Source organism: Streptomyces xingningensis, from assembly GCF_054957865.1.
The window spans coordinates 21886-39507 of sequence record NZ_JBDJPF010000018.1; the positions used below are offsets into that span (position 1 = coordinate 21886).

Annotated in this window: 17 protein-coding genes; 10 read left to right on the forward strand and 7 right to left on the reverse strand. The window is 70.6% G+C overall.

What is annotated here, in order from left to right; genetic code table 11:
• The first annotated feature begins 42 nt into the window (after positions 1–42).
• From ABCR83_RS12090 to mscL, 5 genes are all read left to right on the forward strand, one after another.
• Positions 43–1542: a potassium/proton antiporter gene (locus ABCR83_RS12090; protein ID WP_462694993.1), complete on the forward strand. Its 1500-nt coding sequence runs from the start codon at positions 43–45 to the stop codon at positions 1540–1542.
• A gap of 220 nt (positions 1543–1762) precedes the next feature.
• Complete coding sequence (locus tag ABCR83_RS12095) at positions 1763–3043, forward strand: MFS transporter (protein WP_462694922.1); 1281 nt, start codon at positions 1763–1765, stop codon at positions 3041–3043.
• A 66-nt stretch (positions 3044–3109) separates the two neighbouring features.
• Positions 3110–3424 carry an FmdB family zinc ribbon protein gene (locus ABCR83_RS12100; RefSeq protein WP_462694923.1) on the forward strand — a complete coding sequence of 105 codons (315 nt, stop codon included), beginning with the start codon at positions 3110–3112 and terminating at the stop codon, positions 3422–3424.
• Between the two features lie 105 nt (positions 3425–3529).
• Positions 3530–4393 (forward strand): S-methyl-5'-thioadenosine phosphorylase, encoded by an 864-nt coding sequence (locus ABCR83_RS12105; protein ID WP_462694924.1) that lies wholly within the window; start codon positions 3530–3532, stop codon positions 4391–4393.
• A 590-nt stretch (positions 4394–4983) separates the two neighbouring features.
• Entirely contained in the window at positions 4984–5463 is a 480-nt protein-coding gene (gene mscL, locus ABCR83_RS12110) for a large conductance mechanosensitive channel protein MscL (protein WP_462694925.1), read from the forward strand.
• A gap of 20 nt (positions 5464–5483) precedes the next feature.
• On the opposite strand, the gene ABCR83_RS12115 is transcribed toward mscL, so the two are convergent.
• Positions 5484–5657 carry a hypothetical protein gene (locus tag ABCR83_RS12115; protein WP_462694926.1) on the reverse strand — a complete coding sequence of 58 codons (174 nt, stop codon included), beginning with the start codon at positions 5655–5657 and terminating at the stop codon, positions 5484–5486.
• Positions 5658–5730: 73 nt separating this feature from the next.
• Here ABCR83_RS12115 and ABCR83_RS12120 point away from each other — a divergent pair, with 73 nt between their 5' ends.
• Complete coding sequence (locus ABCR83_RS12120) at positions 5731–6954, forward strand: low temperature requirement protein A (RefSeq protein WP_462694927.1); 1224 nt, start codon at positions 5731–5733, stop codon at positions 6952–6954.
• Between the two features lie 12 nt (positions 6955–6966).
• Positions 6967–8076 (forward strand): P1 family peptidase, encoded by a 1110-nt coding sequence (locus ABCR83_RS12125; RefSeq protein ID WP_462694928.1) that lies wholly within the window; start codon positions 6967–6969, stop codon positions 8074–8076.
• On the opposite strand, the gene ABCR83_RS12130 is transcribed toward ABCR83_RS12125, so the two are convergent.
• From ABCR83_RS12130 to ABCR83_RS12140, 3 genes are all read right to left on the reverse strand, one after another.
• Positions 8064–8843: a class I SAM-dependent methyltransferase gene (locus ABCR83_RS12130; protein WP_462694929.1), complete on the reverse strand. Its 780-nt coding sequence runs from the start codon at positions 8841–8843 to the stop codon at positions 8064–8066. The two genes, ABCR83_RS12125 and ABCR83_RS12130, sit on opposite strands and share 13 nt — an antisense overlap.
• Positions 8777–9235, reverse strand: coding sequence for a hypothetical protein (locus ABCR83_RS12135; RefSeq protein WP_462694930.1), 459 nt, complete (start codon positions 9233–9235; stop codon positions 8777–8779). The genes ABCR83_RS12130 and ABCR83_RS12135 overlap by 67 nt, the downstream gene beginning before the upstream one ends.
• Positions 9236–9829: 594 nt before the next feature.
• Positions 9830–11287: an MFS transporter gene (locus tag ABCR83_RS12140; protein WP_462694994.1), complete on the reverse strand. Its 1458-nt coding sequence runs from the start codon at positions 11285–11287 to the stop codon at positions 9830–9832.
• Between the two features lie 163 nt (positions 11288–11450).
• Here ABCR83_RS12140 and ABCR83_RS12145 point away from each other — a divergent pair, with 163 nt between their 5' ends.
• Positions 11451–12413 carry a helix-turn-helix transcriptional regulator gene (locus tag ABCR83_RS12145; RefSeq protein WP_462694931.1) on the forward strand — a complete coding sequence of 321 codons (963 nt, stop codon included), beginning with the start codon at positions 11451–11453 and terminating at the stop codon, positions 12411–12413.
• A gap of 64 nt (positions 12414–12477) precedes the next feature.
• Here ABCR83_RS12145 and ABCR83_RS12150 read toward each other — a convergent pair whose 3' ends face one another.
• Entirely contained in the window at positions 12478–14013 is a 1536-nt protein-coding gene (locus ABCR83_RS12150; protein ID WP_462694932.1) for a peptide MFS transporter, read from the reverse strand.
• A gap of 144 nt (positions 14014–14157) precedes the next feature.
• Entirely contained in the window at positions 14158–15159 is a 1002-nt protein-coding gene (locus ABCR83_RS12155) for a sigma-70 family RNA polymerase sigma factor (RefSeq protein WP_462694933.1), read from the reverse strand.
• A 501-nt stretch (positions 15160–15660) separates the two neighbouring features.
• Here ABCR83_RS12155 and ABCR83_RS12160 point away from each other — a divergent pair.
• Together ABCR83_RS12160 and ABCR83_RS12165 are read left to right on the forward strand one after the other, a co-directional pair.
• A complete protein-coding gene (locus tag ABCR83_RS12160) occupies positions 15661–16113 on the forward strand; it encodes a hypothetical protein (RefSeq protein ID WP_462694934.1) in 453 nt (150 codons plus the stop codon).
• A 231-nt stretch (positions 16114–16344) separates the two neighbouring features.
• On the forward strand, positions 16345–16815 hold the full coding sequence (locus ABCR83_RS12165) for a hypothetical protein (RefSeq protein ID WP_462694935.1): 471 nt from the start codon (positions 16345–16347) through the stop codon (positions 16813–16815).
• A gap of 24 nt (positions 16816–16839) precedes the next feature.
• Here ABCR83_RS12165 and ABCR83_RS12170 read toward each other — a convergent pair whose 3' ends face one another.
• Positions 16840–17595 carry a dioxygenase family protein gene (locus tag ABCR83_RS12170; protein ID WP_462694995.1) on the reverse strand — a complete coding sequence of 252 codons (756 nt, stop codon included), beginning with the start codon at positions 17593–17595 and terminating at the stop codon, positions 16840–16842.
• Positions 17596–17622: the final 27 nt, after the last annotated feature.

A 17622-nucleotide genomic window follows, 5' to 3' on the forward strand; every position in this document is an offset into this window, starting at 1 on the left:
ACCAGCCGATCGGGTGGCAAGACCTAGTGAAGGGAGCGGCCCCTGACTGTCCACCACCTCAACGAACTCCTGCTGATCTGCTCGCTCGTCCTGCTCATCGCAGTGGCGGCGGTACGCGTCTCATCGCGCAGCGGGCTGCCCACCCTGCTCATCTATCTCGGCATCGGCGTCGCGATCGGCCAGGACGGCATCGGCATCTCCTTCAATGACGTCGGCCTCACCCAGGTGATCGGCTATGCGGCCCTGGTGGTGATCCTCGCCGAGGGCGGACTCGGCACCAAGTGGCACGAGATCAAACCGGCTCTGCCCTCCGCCGCCGTGCTCTCCACCTTCGGCGTCGCCGTGAGCGTCGGCATCACGGCATCGGCCGCGCACTATCTGGCGGGCATGGAGTGGCGTCAGTCACTGATCATCGGCGCGGTGGTGTCCTCCACGGACGCCGCGGCGGTCTTCTCGGTGCTGCGCAACGTTCCGCTGCCCTCCCGGCTCACGGGTGTCCTGGAGGCCGAGTCCGGCTTCAACGACGCCCCCGTGGTCATCCTGGTCGTCGCCTTCTCGGCCGCCGGACCGGTCGACCACTGGTACCTGCTGCTCGGCAAGATCGCCCTGGAACTGGCCATCGGCGCCGCCGCCGGTGTGGCCGTCGGCCTGCTGGGCGCGTACGGCCTGCGGCATGTGGCGCTGCCCGCCTCGGGCCTCTATCCGATCGCCGTGATGGCCATCGCCACCGTCGCCTACGCGGGCGGGGCGCTCGCCCACGGCTCGGGCTTCCTCGCCGTCTATCTCGCCTCGCTGATCCTCGGCAACGCCAAACTGCCGCACTGGGCGGCCACCCGCGGCTTCGCCGAGGGGCTCGGCTGGATCGCCCAGATCGGCATGTTCGTCCTGCTCGGCCTGCTGGTCACCCCGCATGAACTGGGCCAGGACATCCTGCCCGCGCTCATCGTGGGACTGGTGCTGACGATGGTCGCCCGGCCGGTGTCGGTGTTCCTGAGCACCACCCCGTTCCGCGCCTCCTGGCAGGAGAAGACGCTGCTGTCCTGGGCCGGGCTGCGCGGTGCGGTGCCCATTGTGCTGGCCACCATCCCCATGGTCGCCGCCGTCCCGGACAGCCGCCGGATCTTCAACATCGTCTTCGTCCTGGTGATCGTCTACACCCTGGTCCAGGGACCCACGCTGCCCTGGCTGGCCCGCCGCCTCAAACTCGGCGACACGGAGGCCGCGGACCTGGGCATCGAGTCGGCACCGCTGGAACGGCTGCGCGGCCATCTGCTGTCGGTCGCCATCCCGGACGCCTCCAGGATGCACGGCGTGGAGGTCGCCGAACTCCGGCTGCCCGCCGGATCGGCCGTCACGCTGGTGGTACGGGAGGGCACCAGCTTTGTACCGCTGCCCACCACGGTGCTGCACCGCGGGGACGAACTGCTGGTGGTGGCCACCGACCCGGTGCGCGACGCGGCCGAGAAACGACTACGGGCCGTCGGCGAGGGCGGCAAGCTCGCGGGGTGGCTGGGGGCTCCGGGTATGGTGGGGAGGAAGTAGGGTCATCCGCTTAGTTCGACAGGCCCTGCTTCTCATCGACAACACCCGAACCAACTCTGCCTGATGCAGAGCTGGCGCGACCGCACGGCGGCCGCGGTCGCGCAACACCAGGCGGCCGGATCGGCATCTACCACGGTCCTGCGCGAGAGGACAGCTCTCGGCGCGCTCCGTGCGGCGACCCCGTCCGGGGCGTGCTACCAGGCGGCGGAAAGGCCCGGCCGTGGCATCCACGGTCAACGACTCCGCCGGGGCACGTCCCGGATACGGCCGGCTGCTGCGCACCCGCGGCGCCTGGACGTTCCTGCTCCCCGGCTTTGTTGCCCGGCAGCCGTTCGCGATGCTGACCATCGGCATCATGCTGCTCGTCCAGCACACCACCGGCTCCTACACCACCGCGGGCGCCGTCTCGGCGACCGCCGGTGTCTCGATGGCGCTGTTCGCGCCGCAGGGCGGCAAGCTCGCGGACCGCTTCGGGCAGGGCGCGGTGCTGCTGCCGGGCGTCGTGGTGCACGCCGCGGCGATCTCGCTGCTGGTGACGCTGGCGCTGTCGGACGCCCCGCTGTGGGCGCTGTTCGCCGCGGCGGTGCCCGCCGGTGCGTCCACCCCGCAGATCGGTCCGATGGTGCGGGCCCGCTGGGCGGCGAAGCTCGAGGGCTCGCCGCTGATGGCCACCTCGGCGGCCTTTGAGTCGGTCACCGATGAATTCACCTTTGTGATCGGTCCGGTGCTGGCCACCGCGCTCTGCACCGGCATTCACCCCGCGGCAGGCCTGATCGCCGAGGCGGCGCTCACCGTCATCGGCGGACTGCTCTTCGCCTCCCAGCGGCGCACCCAGCCGCAGCCGAGCCGGTCCGCCTCCGGCAGCCGCGAGAAGGGGAAGTCGGCCCTGTCGGTGCCGGGCGTGCGGGTCCTGGTCTTCGTCTTCCTCGGCATCGGCTCGGTCTTCGGCGGCATGCAGATGTCCCTGGCGGCCTTCACCGAGGAGATCGGCCGACCGGGGATCAACGGCCTGATGTATGGCGCGTTCGCGGCCGGGAACATGGTCGCGGGCATCGTCTGCGGCACCGTCGCCTGGCGCGGCACCCCGCAGCGGCGGCTGCTGACCGCCTATCCGCTGCTGGCGCTGGCGACCACCCCACTGTGGGCGGTGCACGCGCTGCCGCTGCTGGGCGGGTTCGGCCTGATCGTCGGCCTGTGCATAGCGCCCGCGCTGATCACCGGCTACACGCTGGTGGAGTCCCTGGTCCCGGCGAGTGCCCGTACCGAGGCCTTCACCTGGCTGACCGGCGCGGTGGGCCTGGGGCAGGCGGCCGGATCCACGGTGGCCGGCCGGCTGGTCGACGCGCACAGCGCGAGCACCGGCTTCCTGGTGCCGCTGGGCGGCACCACGGTGGCCCTGCTGATCCTGCTGGCGCTGCGCCGCAGTCTCACGCCCAAGAGCTCCGAGTCGCTCGTCGCGGCACGTGGGGTCGGTCACCGTGAGCCGGTCTCGGTGGACTGACGGACCGGAATACTGCACTATGGAGCGTCGTTAGCACTCATCGAGTGAGAGTGCCAGGAGGAGCAAGTGCCGACTTACCAGTATCAGTGCACCGAATGCGGCGAGGGCCTTGAGGCGGTGCAGAAGTTCACCGATGACGCCTTGACCGTGTGCCCCAGCTGCGACGGGCGCCTGAAGAAGGTCTTCTCCGCAGTCGGCATTGTTTTCAAGGGCTCCGGCTTCTACCGGAACGACAGCCGTGGCTCGGCGTCGAGCAGCACCCCGGCGAAGCCGTCGACGCCGGCGTCCACCACGTCGTCCGCATCGTCCACGCCGTCCACGCCGTCTTCGAGCACCACCACCTCCTCGAGCACCTCGAGCGCCGGCTCCTCGGCGGCCTGAGCACCGGCTCTCACCAACTCCTACGGAACGGAGTCCACCACCCCTCCGGGGCCGGCGGGCTCCGTTCCGCGCATCGGCCCATCGGGCACCCTCTAAGGTGGCCGCATGGTCAACACGATGGCCGATACGGTCGGCGCGCAGGCTGAGATAGGTGTCATCGGCGGATCGGGGTTCTACTCGTTCCTGGATGACGTGACCGAAATCACGGTGAAGACGCCCTATGGGGCTCCGAGCGACTCGCTGTTCCTCGGCGAACTGGCCGGGCGCAAGGTCGCCTTCCTCCCCCGCCACGGTCGTGGCCACCACCTTCCGCCGCACCGCATCAACTACCGGGCCAACCTCTGGGCCCTGCGCTCCCTGGGCGTACGGCAGGTGCTGGGGCCGTGTGCGGTGGGCGGGCTGCGGCCGGAGTACGGGCCGGGCACCCTGCTGGTGCCCGACCAGCTGGTGGACCGCACCAAGTCCCGCACCCAGACCTACTTCGACGGGGAGCCGCTGCCCGGCTCGGAGGCCGTCCCCGAGGTCGTCCACCTCTCCTTCGCCGATCCTTACTGCCCGGCCGGGCGCACGGCCGCGCTGGCGGCCGCGCGCGGGCGCGACTGGGAGCCGGTGGACGGCGGGACGATGGTGGTGATCGAGGGGCCGCGCTTCTCCACCCGCGCCGAGTCGCGCTGGCATGCGGCGCAGGGCTGGTCGGTGGTCGGCATGACCGGGCACCCGGAGGCCGTCCTGGCCCGCGAACTGGGGCTCTGCTACACCTCGATGGCGCTGGTCACCGACCTGGACGCCGGGGCGGAGACGGGCGACGGCGTCACCCACCAGGAGGTGCTGCGGGTCTTCGCCGAGAACATGGCGCGGTTGCGCGAGGTGCTCTTCGACGTGGTGGGCGCACTGCCGAAGAACGAGGCGCGGGACTGCCTGTGCACCCATGCGCACGACGGCTGGGAGCTGGGCATCGAGCTCCCCTGACGATCTCTTCCCACTCCCCTCCCACTCCCTCTCACCCTCGCTAACTCTCGCTAACTCTCAAGAGTGACCGGGTTGTTCACAACCCGGAGTGCGTCCACAAGCCCGAGCAGGATCTGGCGAAAGCCGGGATCGTGGGGAGCGTCCGTACCCGCTCCCCACGACAGGCGGTGGTTGCCATGTCCTCTTTCTCGCCTTCCCTCTCTTCTGCCTCCCCCGCGCTCATCGCGCGCATCCCGGCCCTTCCGCCGCGGCCCTCGTGGGCCGCGCCCGCCGCCGCCTCCGCTGCCTGTTCGCCGCCCTACCTTCCCCCGCCCACCTGTGCGGTGCCACGGTTCGATCCCGTGTGCATCGGGCGCGGGCCGGGGCGGTGGCGATGGCGCCGCGCCGTGGGCTGGTTCCTGGCGAGCGCGGGGGTGGCGGCCTTGTCCGCGTATGGCCTGTTTCTACTGTCGGGCCGCCTCGGCTGATCGTGTTCATGAATTGGACAGAACGACCGGACCTTCTCGTATGGTGTGGAATCGACCTGCTTGGAGACGACCGGCTTGGAAACGACGCTGCCGGAGCAACGACACACAGAGAGAGGCCGTTCGGTGAGCGAGAAGAAGACAGGGGTCCTTGGAGGCTTCAAGGCATTCCTGATGCGAGGCAATGTGATCGACCTCGCGGTCGCCGTTGTCATCGGCGCGGCGTTCACCAACATCGTGAACTCTGTGGTCAAGGGCGTGATCAACCCCGTTGTCGGCGCCTTCGGCACCAAGGACCTGGATCGCTATGCGGTCTGTATCAAGGGTCCCTGCGAGCTCGGCAGGACAGGAGAGGTGACCAAGGGCGTCTTCATCCAGTGGGGCTCGGTGCTGAGCGCCGCCCTCACCTTTGTGATCACGGCGGCGGTGGTCTACTTCCTGCTGCTGTTGCCGATGAAGCGCTGGCAGGACCGCCAGGCGGCGAAGTCCCCGGCGGAGGCGGCGCCCCCCGAGCCCACCGAGATCGAGCTGCTCGCCCAGATCCGGGACACCCTGATCGAGCAGCGCCGGGGTCCGGGCACGGACTCGGTCCCCGCGCCGCGGTAGGCCCGGGCCGGGGCGCTCCCCTACAGGTGGTGCGGCGGCTTCTCCGCCAGGAATCGCGCGAGGTCCGCCGTGCCGTCGCCGCCGGCCGCCGCCGGCCGCTCGCCCCACCCATGGTCGGTGTCGTCCGAAGACTGCCGGTCCAGCGGGTCGTCGAAGATCAAAGCGGCGGGCGTGGGTTCCGGGACGGTGCTCATGCCCCCAGGGTACGGGCCCCGGTACGGACGCCTCCCGCGCGCGCCGCGGGCCGGTCCTGGCGACAATCGCCCTATGAGCGAGGATTCGCCCGCCGCGGACCGGTCATGGGGCGTGCTCCGCCCGATGACCGCGCGTGGGCGCGAGGAGCGGCACCGCGCGGCCACTCCGCTGGAGCTCTTCTTCGACCTGTGCTTTGTGGTCGCGGTCGCGCAGGCGGGCAAGCAGCTGGTGCACTCGCTCGCCGAGGGCCACCCCGAGCACGGCGTTCCGGGCTACGCGATGATGTTCTTCGCGGTGTGGTGGGCGTGGATGAACTTCAGCTGGTTCTCCTCCGCGTACGACACCGACGATGTGCTCTACCGCGTGGTGACCCTGATCCAGATCCTGGGTGTGCTGATCCTCGCGGCGGGTGTGCCACGGGCTTTCGGCCGGAGCGACTTCACCGCGGTGTGGTTCGGCTATCTGGTGATGCGGTTGGCCATGGTGTTCCAATGGCTGCGCGCGGCCCATGGCTCGGCGGGCGCGGAGCGGCGCACGGCGCTCAAGTACGCGGCGGGCGTGGGGGTTTGCCAGCTCGGCTGGCTCGGCCTGCTGGTGCTGCCCAACCACGCCAAACCCTGGGTGTTCCTGGTGATGGCCTGCTGCGAGACGGCCGTACCGGTGATCGCCGAGTACCGCCATCGGACCGGCTGGCATCCGCACCATATCGCCGAGCGGTATGGCCTGTTCACCATCATCGTCCTCGGTGAGACCGTCTCGGCGGCGACCGTGGCCGTTCAGTCGGCGGTGGACGAGGACAAGGCGCTGAGCACACTGCTGCCGATCGCGGCCGGCGGACTGCTGATCATCTTCGCCGCCTACTGGATCTACTTCGCGGTGCCTATCCATCTCCATCTGGCCTCCAACAGCCAGGCCTTCCTCTGGGGTTACGGGCACTATCCGGTCTTCACCTCGGCCGCCGCCATCGGCGCGGGCATCGAGGTGGTGATCGAGGAGGCCACCGGCAAGGCGCACATCTCGGCCTTCGCCGCCGCCGGTACCGTCACCGTGCCCACCGCGGTCTTCATGTTCACGGTGTGGCTGATCCACTCCCGGCACCAGAAACGCGGCCCGGCCCAGCAGTCGGTGCTGCCCGTCTCCTCGGTGCTGGTGCTGGCCTGTACGTTCGCGGGGCACCGGGCGGTGCCGGCCGCCGGGCTGGTGGCCACCGTCACGATCGTCGTGGGGGTCGCCCTGGCCACCCGGCGGGCGGCCGCGGAAGCGCGGACCGGCCAACTCCCCGCCACCCGACCGTGATACGCATGTCCCATGACTGATGCCGCATCCGAAGAACCGCGCACCGGCCCCCGGGACGCGCTCACCGATGTGGCCGGCCTGCGGGTCGGGCACGCCGAACTGACCGGCGAGGGCACCCTGTCCGGCACCACCGTGGTGCTCACCGAGCCGGGCGGTGCGATCGCCGCCGTGGACGTACGCGGCGGTGGCCCCGGCACCCGCGAGACGGACGCGCTGGACCCGCGCAACCTCGTCCAGCGTGTCGAGGCGATCGTCCTCACCGGCGGCAGCGCCTTCGGCCTGGAGGCCGCCGCCGGGGTGATGGCCTGGCTGGAGGAGGCGGGCCGGGGCATCCGCATCGGCCCCGACCCGTCCCAGGTGGTCCCGGTCGTCCCGGCCGCCGCCCTCTTCGACCTCGGCCGCGGCGGCGACTGGCGGGCCCGCCCGGACGCCGCGCTCGGCCGCCGGGCGGCCGAGGCCGCGGCCGCCACGGGGCCCGGGGCGCCCGTCGCACAGGGCAATGTGGGCGCGGGCACGGGCGCGGTGGCGGGCGGGCTCAAGGGCGGGATCGGCACGGCCAGCCTGGTGCTTCCCTCGGGGGTGACCGTGGCGGCGCTCGCGGCGGTCAACGCGGCCGGCTCCGTGGTCGACCCGGCAACCGGCGTGCTCTATGGACGGCTGTACGACGGCGGTCGGCTCGACTACCCCGAGCCCGACCGTCACCTCGCCGCCCAACGCGCCCTGGCCGCGGCCCGGGAGGAGTCCGCCAAGCGGCTGGCCGCCTCGGCGCGCCCGCCGCTCAACACCACCCTCGCCATCGTCGCCACCGATGCCGCACTGACCCGGGCCCAGGCCCAGAAGCTCGCGGGCACGGCACATGACGGCATGGCCCGCGTGGTACGCCCCCTGCACCTGCTCACCGATGGCGACACGGTCTTCACCCTGGCCACCGGCAGCCGCCCACTGGCCGTCGAGGAGCAACTGCCGGACGGCGTCGACTACTCGCTGGGCGCCGTCAACGAGATCCTCGCCGCCGGAGCGGACGCCCTGACCCGCGCCATGGTGAAGGCGGTGCTCGCGGCGGAGGGCGTGGACGGACCGGGCGGCGTCTTCCCTTCCTACCGGGATCTCTACAAGGAGTGACTCACTCTGATCTTCGACTGGCCGTGCGGACGCTTCTCCCAGTCGTCCATGAACCTGGCCCGCAGGCCGTGCTTCTCGGCCAGGGCGGTCAGCGTCCGGGTGCGGTAGTAGAAGTCCTCGCGCAGCACCTGGTGTTCGGCCCCCTCGGTCCGGTCGAAGGTGAAGTCGAAGAAGCCGCCCGGAGCCAGTACCCGCCCGACGTTCGCCAGGCACTCGTCGATCACCTCGATCGGCGAGTGCGAGAACACACTGTGCGCGTGGACCACATCGAAGTGGCCGTCGGGCAGGAAGTCCAGGGTGAGGTTCCGGGTGATGGTGAGGTGCGGGAGCTTCTCCTGGAGGTCGTACTTCGTCAGGGTCTGCTTGGCAGATATCAGGATGTCGGGCGAGATGTCGATCCCGTAGTAGTGCCCCGGGTCCAGATAGCCGATGAACCGCCAGCCCGCCCGCAGATTCCCGCAGCCGATGTCCAGCATCCGGTGGTGCGGGGCCAGTCCGTGCTCGGTGAGATAGTCGAACTGCATCTTGCCGAGCGCCAGCCAGCGGTCGTGCGTCTTGCTGCCCACGGCGGCCTCGGGATTGCGGGCGGTGTCGGAGGCCATGACCGCACGGTAGTAGTCGACATGATCGGGGTGCATCAGGCGCAGCCAGGAATCACGGGCGGTGCGCTTGAGATAGGGGGCTATGCGGGCCGGGTTGCTCACCGCATAACGCACCTTGTGGGTGAGGCTGTTGCGGTTTTTGAGCATGGCTTTGGGCGACGGCATGGGAGAACCTCCGAGGAAGTGGAACCGAAGGGGAGTTCGGACGAGAAGGCGGCGTGGCACGCCGCCGCCTCGGTGGCGGGGTGGGAATGGGCGGGAGCGGAGCGGAGATATGCGAGCAAGAGGTCTTCCAGCGTGGGGGTTTCGGTGATCCAGTGAGCGGTGGGCTCGGGGTCCGTCCGCCGTATGACGGCGGTGACCCGGCGGCCGGTGACGGTGCACTCGACGAGGGCGCCGCGGTCCAGCCCGGGCGGCAGCCCGTCCTCGGTGGACTCGTCGGCACGGCCGGTGAGCCGGAGGTGCTCGCCGGTCAGCCGCCGGGCGTCGCCCACCAGCCGTACCCGGCCGTGCTGCAGCAGCAGCACATGGGCCGCCGGGCCGACCGGGCCGGTCATATGTCTTCCTCCATCGGCTGCGGTGCGCTCCGGGGGAGGGCCGGTTTGAGCTGGTGGACCAGTTGCGGACAGGCGGCCAGGCCGCTGCGCCGGTCCGCACGAAACGCGATCACGCCGCCCCCTTTCACTAAGTACTTAGTGGAATGATGCGGACAGCGGGTCCTGCCGTCAAATCCCCGGGGGATCTTGTTGTCTAAAGAGGGAGGCGCGGGCGAGCGGGGCCTGGCCCGCCCCGGCCGGGAGCATCATCACCGGCATGCGTGATCAGCAAGAGGATTCCCGCGCCGCATGCGCCGGGCCGCACCACCTCTGCAAGGGCTGCGGAGGGAGCGGGGTCGTGCACGGCGCCACCCTCCATATGAACCTGCGTGGTGACACCGGGGAGTTGACGGCGGCGCACCGGTGCATTTCCTGCCGGGGCCGCGGGTTCTTCTGCAAATACGCCCCACCGTGCCGACGGCCGCACCGGAGCGAAACGCCCCTCCTCGGCCCGGACTCCCTGCCGCCCGCATAGCGCCGCACCGGGCCTTCCACACAGGGCTCGGCCCCGCCCGGGGCAGTAACCGGACGGGGCCAGGCGGCGAGCGGCGGGGACTACCGGGCGGCCACCGGCTCCCGCACCTCGTCGATGACCTCCGGCCCCTGTTCCTGCTTCCGCTCCGCTTCCCGCTTCTGCTCCGTGGAGCGGTTAGGGAGCGCGAACATCAGCACCAGCACCACACCCAGCACTCCCGCGACCCACCACATACCGTGCTGGAAAGCGTCCGAGAAGGCCTCCCCCGCATGGCCGCGAGCGACTGCGCCCTGGTCCAGGGCGTTGAAGAAGACGACCGACACCAGGCCGAGCCCCACCGCATTGCCCAGCTGCTGGGTCGTGTTGATCAGGCCGGACGCGGAGCCGGAGTGCTCGCGCGGGACCTCGGAGAGGACGGCCTCGGTGAGCGGGGCGACGATCAGACCCATTCCGGCGCCCATGACCAGCAGCGGCAGGGCCATCTGCCAGGGCTGGATGTCCGTGCCGAAGTGGCCCGCCTCCCAGATGTAGAGGAGCACCCCGGCCATCATCGTCAGCGCACCGGCCTGCAGCACCTTCCGTCCGAAGCGCGGGACGAGCTTCTGGACGGAGACACCGGCGGCGGCCGAGACGGCGATCGAGAAGGGGATGCCGGTCAGACCCGCGCGCAGCGGGCTCCAGCCCAGGCCGATCTGCATATAGAGCATCCAGATCAGGAAGAAGATGCCGCAGGAGACGCCGAAGGCGGTCTGCAGACCGACGCCCGCCGCAAAGCTCTTGACCTTGAACAGCGAGAGCTCGACCAGCGGCGAGCCGTCCTTGCGGGCCTTGCGCCGCTCGTGGGCCAGGAACCCCGCGAACACCACCGCGCTGCCGGCCATGCACAGGTGACCCCACAGCGGCCAGCCCAGCTCACGGCCCTGGGTCAGCGGGTAGAGCAGCATCAGCAGGCCGATGACCGAGAGGGCGACCCCGACCAGGTCGAGCTTGAGGGCCCGGGGGGCCTTGGACTCGGGGATGAAACGGCGGCCGAGGATCAGCCCGGCGATGCCGACCGGGAGGTTGACCAGGAAGATCGGGCGCCATTCCAGGCCGAAGAGGTTCCACTGGGTGAGCAGGGCACCGAGGATCGGGCCGGAGACCGCACCCAGGCCGACGATCATGCCGAACAGCCCGAAGACCTTGCCGCGCTCATGGGCGGGGAAGGTGGAGTGGACGATCGCCAGCACCTGGGGCACCATCAGCGCGGCCATCGCGCCCTGCAGCACCCGGGCGGCGACCAGGAAGTGCGGGTCACCGGCGACGCCGCACAGCATCGAGGCGAGGGTGAAGCCCGTCATGCCGAGCAGGAAGACCCGCCTGCGCCCGTATATGTCACCGAGGCGGCCACCGGTGATCAGGCCGGCGGCGAAGGCGAGCGCATAGCCTTCGGTGATCCACTGCAGGACGCTGAACGAGGCGCCGATGTCCTTCTGGATGCTGGGCATCGCGATGTTGACGATCGTCACATCGACCAGGTCCATGAAGGACGCGGTCATCACGACGGCGAGCGCCACCCATCGGCGGCGGTCGAGCGCCGAATCAGTGTTCACTGAGCTCACGGGTACTGCCTTTCACTTCGGTGCTTTCTTCCGGGGTTGTTTTCACGGTAGGCCCCGTATAGGTCAGAAGAAGTCCTAGATCGATGCCAGGCTGGGTGTTATGACTGACACACCCGTACGACTTCTGAATCTGCTCTCGCTTCTCCAGTCGCCTCGCGAATGGCCGGGCAGCGAACTCGCCGACCGGCTCGGCGTCAGCACCCGCACCATCCGGCGCGATGTCGAGCGGCTGCGCGACCTCGGCTACCCCGTACAGGCAACGATGGGGGCGGATGGCGGGTACCGGCTGGCCGCCGGGGCGGCCATGCCGCCGCTGGTGCTCGACGACGAGGAGGCCGTCGCCATCGCGGTCGGCCTGCGGGCCGGCGCGGGGCACGCTGTCGATGGTATCGAGGAGGCGTCGGTCAGGGCGCTGGCCAAGCTGGAGCAGGTGCTGCCCTCCCGGCTGCGCCACCGGGTGACCGCCCTGCAGTCCGCGACCGTTCCCCTGACCTGGGGCGACGGTGCGACCGTCGATCCCCGGACGCTGACCGTGATGGCCTCGGCGGCCACCGGGCACGAGCGCCTGCGGTTCGCCTACCGCAAGCAGGACGGTTCCGGAACCAAGCGGCTGGTCGAACCGCACAGCCTGGTCAGCACCGGGCGGCGCTGGTACCTGGTGGGCTATGACATCGACCGGGCGGACTGGCGCACCTTCCGGGTGGACCGGGTCAGCGAGCCATTCGCCACCGGGGCCCGCTTCGAGCCGCGCGAGCTGCCCGCGCGGGACGCGGCGGAGTTCGTCAGTGGGTCGATGGCCCGCAATCAGCCGACGTACCGGGTGGTGGCCACGATGCGGGCCCCGGCCGAGTTCGTCACCAGCCGGTTGTCGAATGCGCTGGGCACGCCCCGGCCCCTCGACGAGGACAGCTGCCGGCTGGACGTCACCACCTCCGACGCACTGGAGTGGGTCGCCTTCCGGCTGGCGATGGTGGGCTGCGAGTTCGAGGTCAGCGAGCCGCCCGGGCTGATCGAGCACCTGCGGGAGCTGGGTGCGCGAGTCTCGCGCGCGGCCGGTTCCTGACCACGAACGGCGCCCGGACCACGGGCCCGCCGCCAACCGCGGCAGGCCTTGGGGGGTGTCGGACCTACCGGACGTCGCCCATCAACGCACCGACCCGGCGCCGGAACGCGAACACGGCCACGGCCGCGACCACGGCCAGCCCGCCCTGGAGGGCGAAGTACAGGCCACCGCCCGTCCCGGCGCCCATCACCAGCTGCGTCAGCGCGGCAACACATGCGCCGGCCGTCACGGCCAGACACCACACGCCCATCATCTGGCTCGCGTACTTCCGCGGCGCCAGCTTGGTGGTCACCGACAACCCGACAGGGGCCAGGCACAGCTCGGCAGTGCTCTGGATGAGGAACACCGTGGCCAGCCACAGCGGCGACACCTTCGCCCCGCCCGCGACGGCGGCCGCGTCCGCGAGCACCATCAGGAAGAACGAGAGGCCGATGCCCACCAGGCCGATCGAGAACTTGACGGTGGTGCCGGGATTCCGCCGCCCCAGCCACTGCCAGAGCATCGCCAGCAGCGGCGCCAGGGCCATCACACAGACCGGGTTGACCGCCTGGAACCAGGTGGCCGGGAACTCCCGGCCGAAGATCTCATTGCGCGTGTGGTCCTGGGCGAACAGGTTCAGCACGGAGCCCGCCTGGCCATAGATCATGAAGAACACGGCGGCCGCCGCGAAGATCCAGATGAAGCCGCTCATCTTGGACTGCTCGTCCGCGCTGAGGTCCTTGTCCCGCTTCATCCGCACGAAGTAGAACGCGGGCAGCGCCAGCCCGCCGAGGCTCAGCGGCCACAGCACCCAGCCCCGGCTGAAGATCCCGGCACCGCCGACCACACCGTAGAAGACCGCCGCGACCACCAGCCACAGCCCGGCCTTGCGCAGCAGCGCGCCCCGTTCGGCGCGGCCGAGCGGCGAGTTGACCTGGTCGCCGGCCTCGGCCAGCTGCCTGCTGCCCAGCAGGTACTGGGTCATGCCCAGCGTCATCCCCACGCCCGCGAGCGCAAAGCCCAGGTGCCAGTCGACCTGCTGCCCGACCGTGCCGATGATCAACGGGGCGGCGAAACCACCGGTGTTGATCCCCATGTAGAAGACCGTGAAGCCCGCGTCCCGACGAGCGTCCGTACGGTCCGGGTAGAGCTGGCCGACCATCGTGGAGACATTGGCCTTCATCACCCCCGCACCCAGCGCGATCGCCCCCAGGCCGGTGAAGAAGACCGCGGAACCGGCCGGCACCGCCAGCAGGAAGTGCCCCGCCATCATCGTGAAGCCGCCGAAGGCGACGGACTTGCGGGCTCCCCACAGCCGGTCGGCCACCCAGCCGCCGGGCAGGGCCAGCAGATAGACCATCGCGCTGTAGACGCTGAAGATCGTGGCGCTGGTGGCCTTGTCGAAGCCGAGTCCGCCCTCGGCGGGATCGGCCGCCAGGAAGAGCACCAACAGGGCGGCCATGCCGGTGTAGCTGAACCGCTCGCACATCTCCGTCATAAAGAGCGTGGCCAGCCCCCGGGGATGGCCGAAGAACGTCTTCCCGGAGGACTTCCGCGAGGTCGCGGACGCGGCGGCGGTCGGCGGCGAGGAATCCTCCGCCACCGGCTGGTGGGTCACCATGGTGCGTGAACTTTCCTTGGGCACAGCAAAACGCCCCGGTGCGATCCGGGACGTCGTCGATCCCGTACGTCCTCGTACGGGCTGGTGAAGGGCCCCGGCGCAGGGGGGGTGGCGCCGGGGCCCGGTCTATGAGGTTATGCCGGATTAGGCCGCCGCGTCGAAACCGGTGTCATGGGCCATCTTCTTCAGCTCCAGCAGCGCGTGCTTCTCGATCTGCCGGATGCGCTCGCGCGTCAGGCCGTGCTGCTTGCCGACCTCGGTGAGGGTGCGCTCGCGCCCGTCCTCGATGCCATAGCGGGCCTTGATGATCGAAGCGGTGCGGTGGTCGAGGCGGCCGATCAGGCCCTCCAGCTCCTCGGTGCGCAGCAGCGCGACCACGGCCTGCTCGGGCGAGATGGCCGAGGTGTCCTCCAGCAGGTCGCCGAACTGGGTCTCGCCCTCGTCGTCCACCGACATATTGAGGCTGACCGGGTCGCGGGCCCAGTCGAGCACATCGCCGACCCGCTCCGGGGTGGAGCCGAGCTCGGCGGCGATCTCCTCGTGCTCGGGGTCGCGGCCGTGCTCGCGGTTGAACTCACGCTGCACCCGGCGGATGCGGCCCAGCTCCTCCACCAGGTGGACGGGGAGGCGGATGGTGCGCGACTGGTCCGCTATGGAACGGGTGATGGCCTGCCGGATCCACCAGGTCGCATAGGTGGAGAACTTGAAGCCCTTGGTGTAGTCGAACTTCTCCACCGCACGCACCAGGCCCGCGTTGCCCTCCTGGATCAGGTCGAGGAGCGGCAGACCGCTGCGCGGATAGCGCCGGGCCACGGCCACCACCAGGCGCAGGTTCGACTTGATGAAGACGTCCTTGGCCCGGGCCCCCTCGGCGGCTATCGCCTCCAGCTCCTCGCGGGAGGCACCCCCCGCCTCGCCGGCCTCGAGGCCGTCGAGGATCTGCCGGGCATAGACGCCCGCCTCGATGGCCTGGGACAGCTCGACCTCCTTGGCGGCGTCGAGCAGGGGTGTGCGCGCTATCTCGTCGAGGTACATGCCGACCAGGTCGCGGTCGGCTATCTCCCCGGCCGAGGCGCGAACGCTGCTTGCCTCGCCGGCGGCCTTGGTGGTGGCGGTCCGACGACGGGCGACGGCACGGGTTGCCATGCGTGCTCCCTTGCGATGAGACGGTCGCGGGATGGATGAGGACTCGCTGCCTTGCGGGTCCGTCCGAAGAAAAGAACGACTGGAATCCGGACAGAATTCCCCGGCAAGCTCTTCTTTTTTCTGATCATGCAGTACCCTGCCCGGACACAGACCGGGGAGCACGTCGCCCAGAGGCGCGGACGCACTGGTCGGACCGGCTGCCGAGGCGGGTCTTCAGGCCCTCGTGGAGAACCACGACCCCGCGCTCCCATGGCGGCCGCCACATTCGGCGTCACCCCGGTCACTGTGGGGAAACGCCGCCCGTGGCCGGATCGTGCCCGGACTTCCGCTCGTGCCCGGACTTCCGCCCTTCAAGACGTCCCACACCGCCCCCTGGTTGCACGGGACGTCCTGGAAGGTTGGATTTCCGGCATTCCCGGCACCGCCCGCCCGCTCGAGTTGCCCGTGCCGGGACACGGGTGTGCGCTGGGGGGAAGGGGGGTGAGCGAGAGGAGCCCGGAGATGCCCGCGCACTCGATCCTGCCGCACCACGCATCCGACGTCCCCGGCCCGGTGGCCCGGAGCACCCGGCTGCCGGCCCGGGTGACCCACGCCGGACCGGTCCCCGACCGGAGCCGCTACACCTGGGCGCTGCCCGCCCTCCTCGCCTTCGCCCTGGGCCTGTACACCGTCTTCCTCGCCCACGAGAACGGCTTCTCCGAGCTGGGCGGCTGGCTGCTGGGCCTGGCAGCCGCGGCGATCTCGTTCGCCGTCGGCCATGTCCTGGTACGGGAGCGGAACGCGATGAACACCGAGTTGCGGGCGATCGGCTTCGGGGTCCTCGCCGGTGGCAGCATCGGCTTCCTGCACGTCCTCTCCGGCGGCTCGGTGCTCCGCTCCTCCGGGATCGGGCTGTTCTGCGGGATGGCCGTGGCCGTGGCCGCGTACTACATCTTCTACTGGCACGAGCACTGAACTTTTACTGGCACCGAGCGAGCTTGTGGAAGTCCGGTGCGGTACCGCGCCCCGTAAGGGGCGCGGGGCGGCCGCGTGATGCGGCTCCGCCGCGTGGGCGCGACCGGCCACGGACGGCCCGCAGTCGCAGGACCTCACTTCCAGCGGAGCGCTCAGCACTGAACCGCTCGGCCTCCAGCCGTAGGACCAGGGACCGTTACGCCGGGCGCCCCCCGCCTCTAGCGTCGGGCCATGCACGACACGAGCGGAACGCTGGACGAAGCCCTGGAACGACTGCACAGGAGCGGCCCCGAGCGCCGGGGCCATGCGGCCGCCGTGCACCGCTGGCTGGACCGTTACCGGCACCAGCTGGAGGAGCTGCCGACGGCCAGTTCCCGGATCACCGAGGCCAATTGGCGGGCCGCACTCGGCGACCCACGCCAACTCGCCGACTGGATCGCCTACTTCGCCCGGATCCCCGCCACCCCGGGCTGGCTCGCCAGTGCGGTGGTGACGGCCGCCTACGCCCCGGCCGAACCACTCCCCGGCCCGGCCGCCGTACCGCCCACCGCCGAGGAGGCGTTCGAACGGGCCGCCACGCATGGCGACGAGCATGTGATCAAGTTCGCGGACACCGCGCTGGACGTCGCGGCCGCCGACCCGGAGCGGGCGTACCGGTCCTTCGCCTCCATGACCCGGGCCTGCGAGCTGATCGGGCGATGAGCCCGGACCGGGCTAGCCGTTGGGCTAGCCGAACTGCACCGACCGCTTCGCCAGCCCTCGCCAGAAGCCGTCGATGACGCTGCGCTGGGTGGCCAGTTCGTCCTCGGCGGCGCCCAGGGCGACGAACAGCGGGGCGAAGTGCTCGGTGCGCGGGTGCGCCAGGCGGGCCGCCGGGGACTTGTGCGCAAAGTCCAGCAGGGCGTCGACGTCCTGTGCGCCGAGCGCCTCCCGGCCCCAGTGGTCGAACTCCGCCGACCACTGCGGCGTGCCGGAATGCCGCAGGGCGGCCAGGTTGTGGGTGAAGAAGCCGCTGCCGACGATCAGCACCCCTTCCTCCCGCAGCGGCGCCAGCCTGCGGCCGGTCTCCATCAGCCGCCGCGGGTCGAGGGTGGGCAGCGAGATCTGGAGCACCGGCACATCGGCGTCCGGGTACATCTCGACGAGCGGTACATAGGCACCGTGATCGAGCCCCCGGTCCGGGATGTCATGTACGGGCGTACCGGCGCCGCGCAGCATCCCGCGCACCCGTTCGGCCAGTTGGGGGGCGCCCGGGGCGGCGTAGGCGACCCGGTAGTAGCGCTCCGGGAAACCCCAGAAGTCGTAGACCAGCGGCACCGTCCCGGTGGCGCCCAGCGCCAGCGGGGCCTCCTCCCAGTGCGCCGAGACGATCAGGATCGCGGTGGGCCGGGGCAGTTCGGCGGACCAGGCGGCGAGCTGGCCGGGCCACAGCGGGTCGTCGGCGAGCGGCGGGGCGCCATGGGAGAGATAGAGGGCAGGCATGCGCACGGTGGCCTCCGGGCGGTCCGG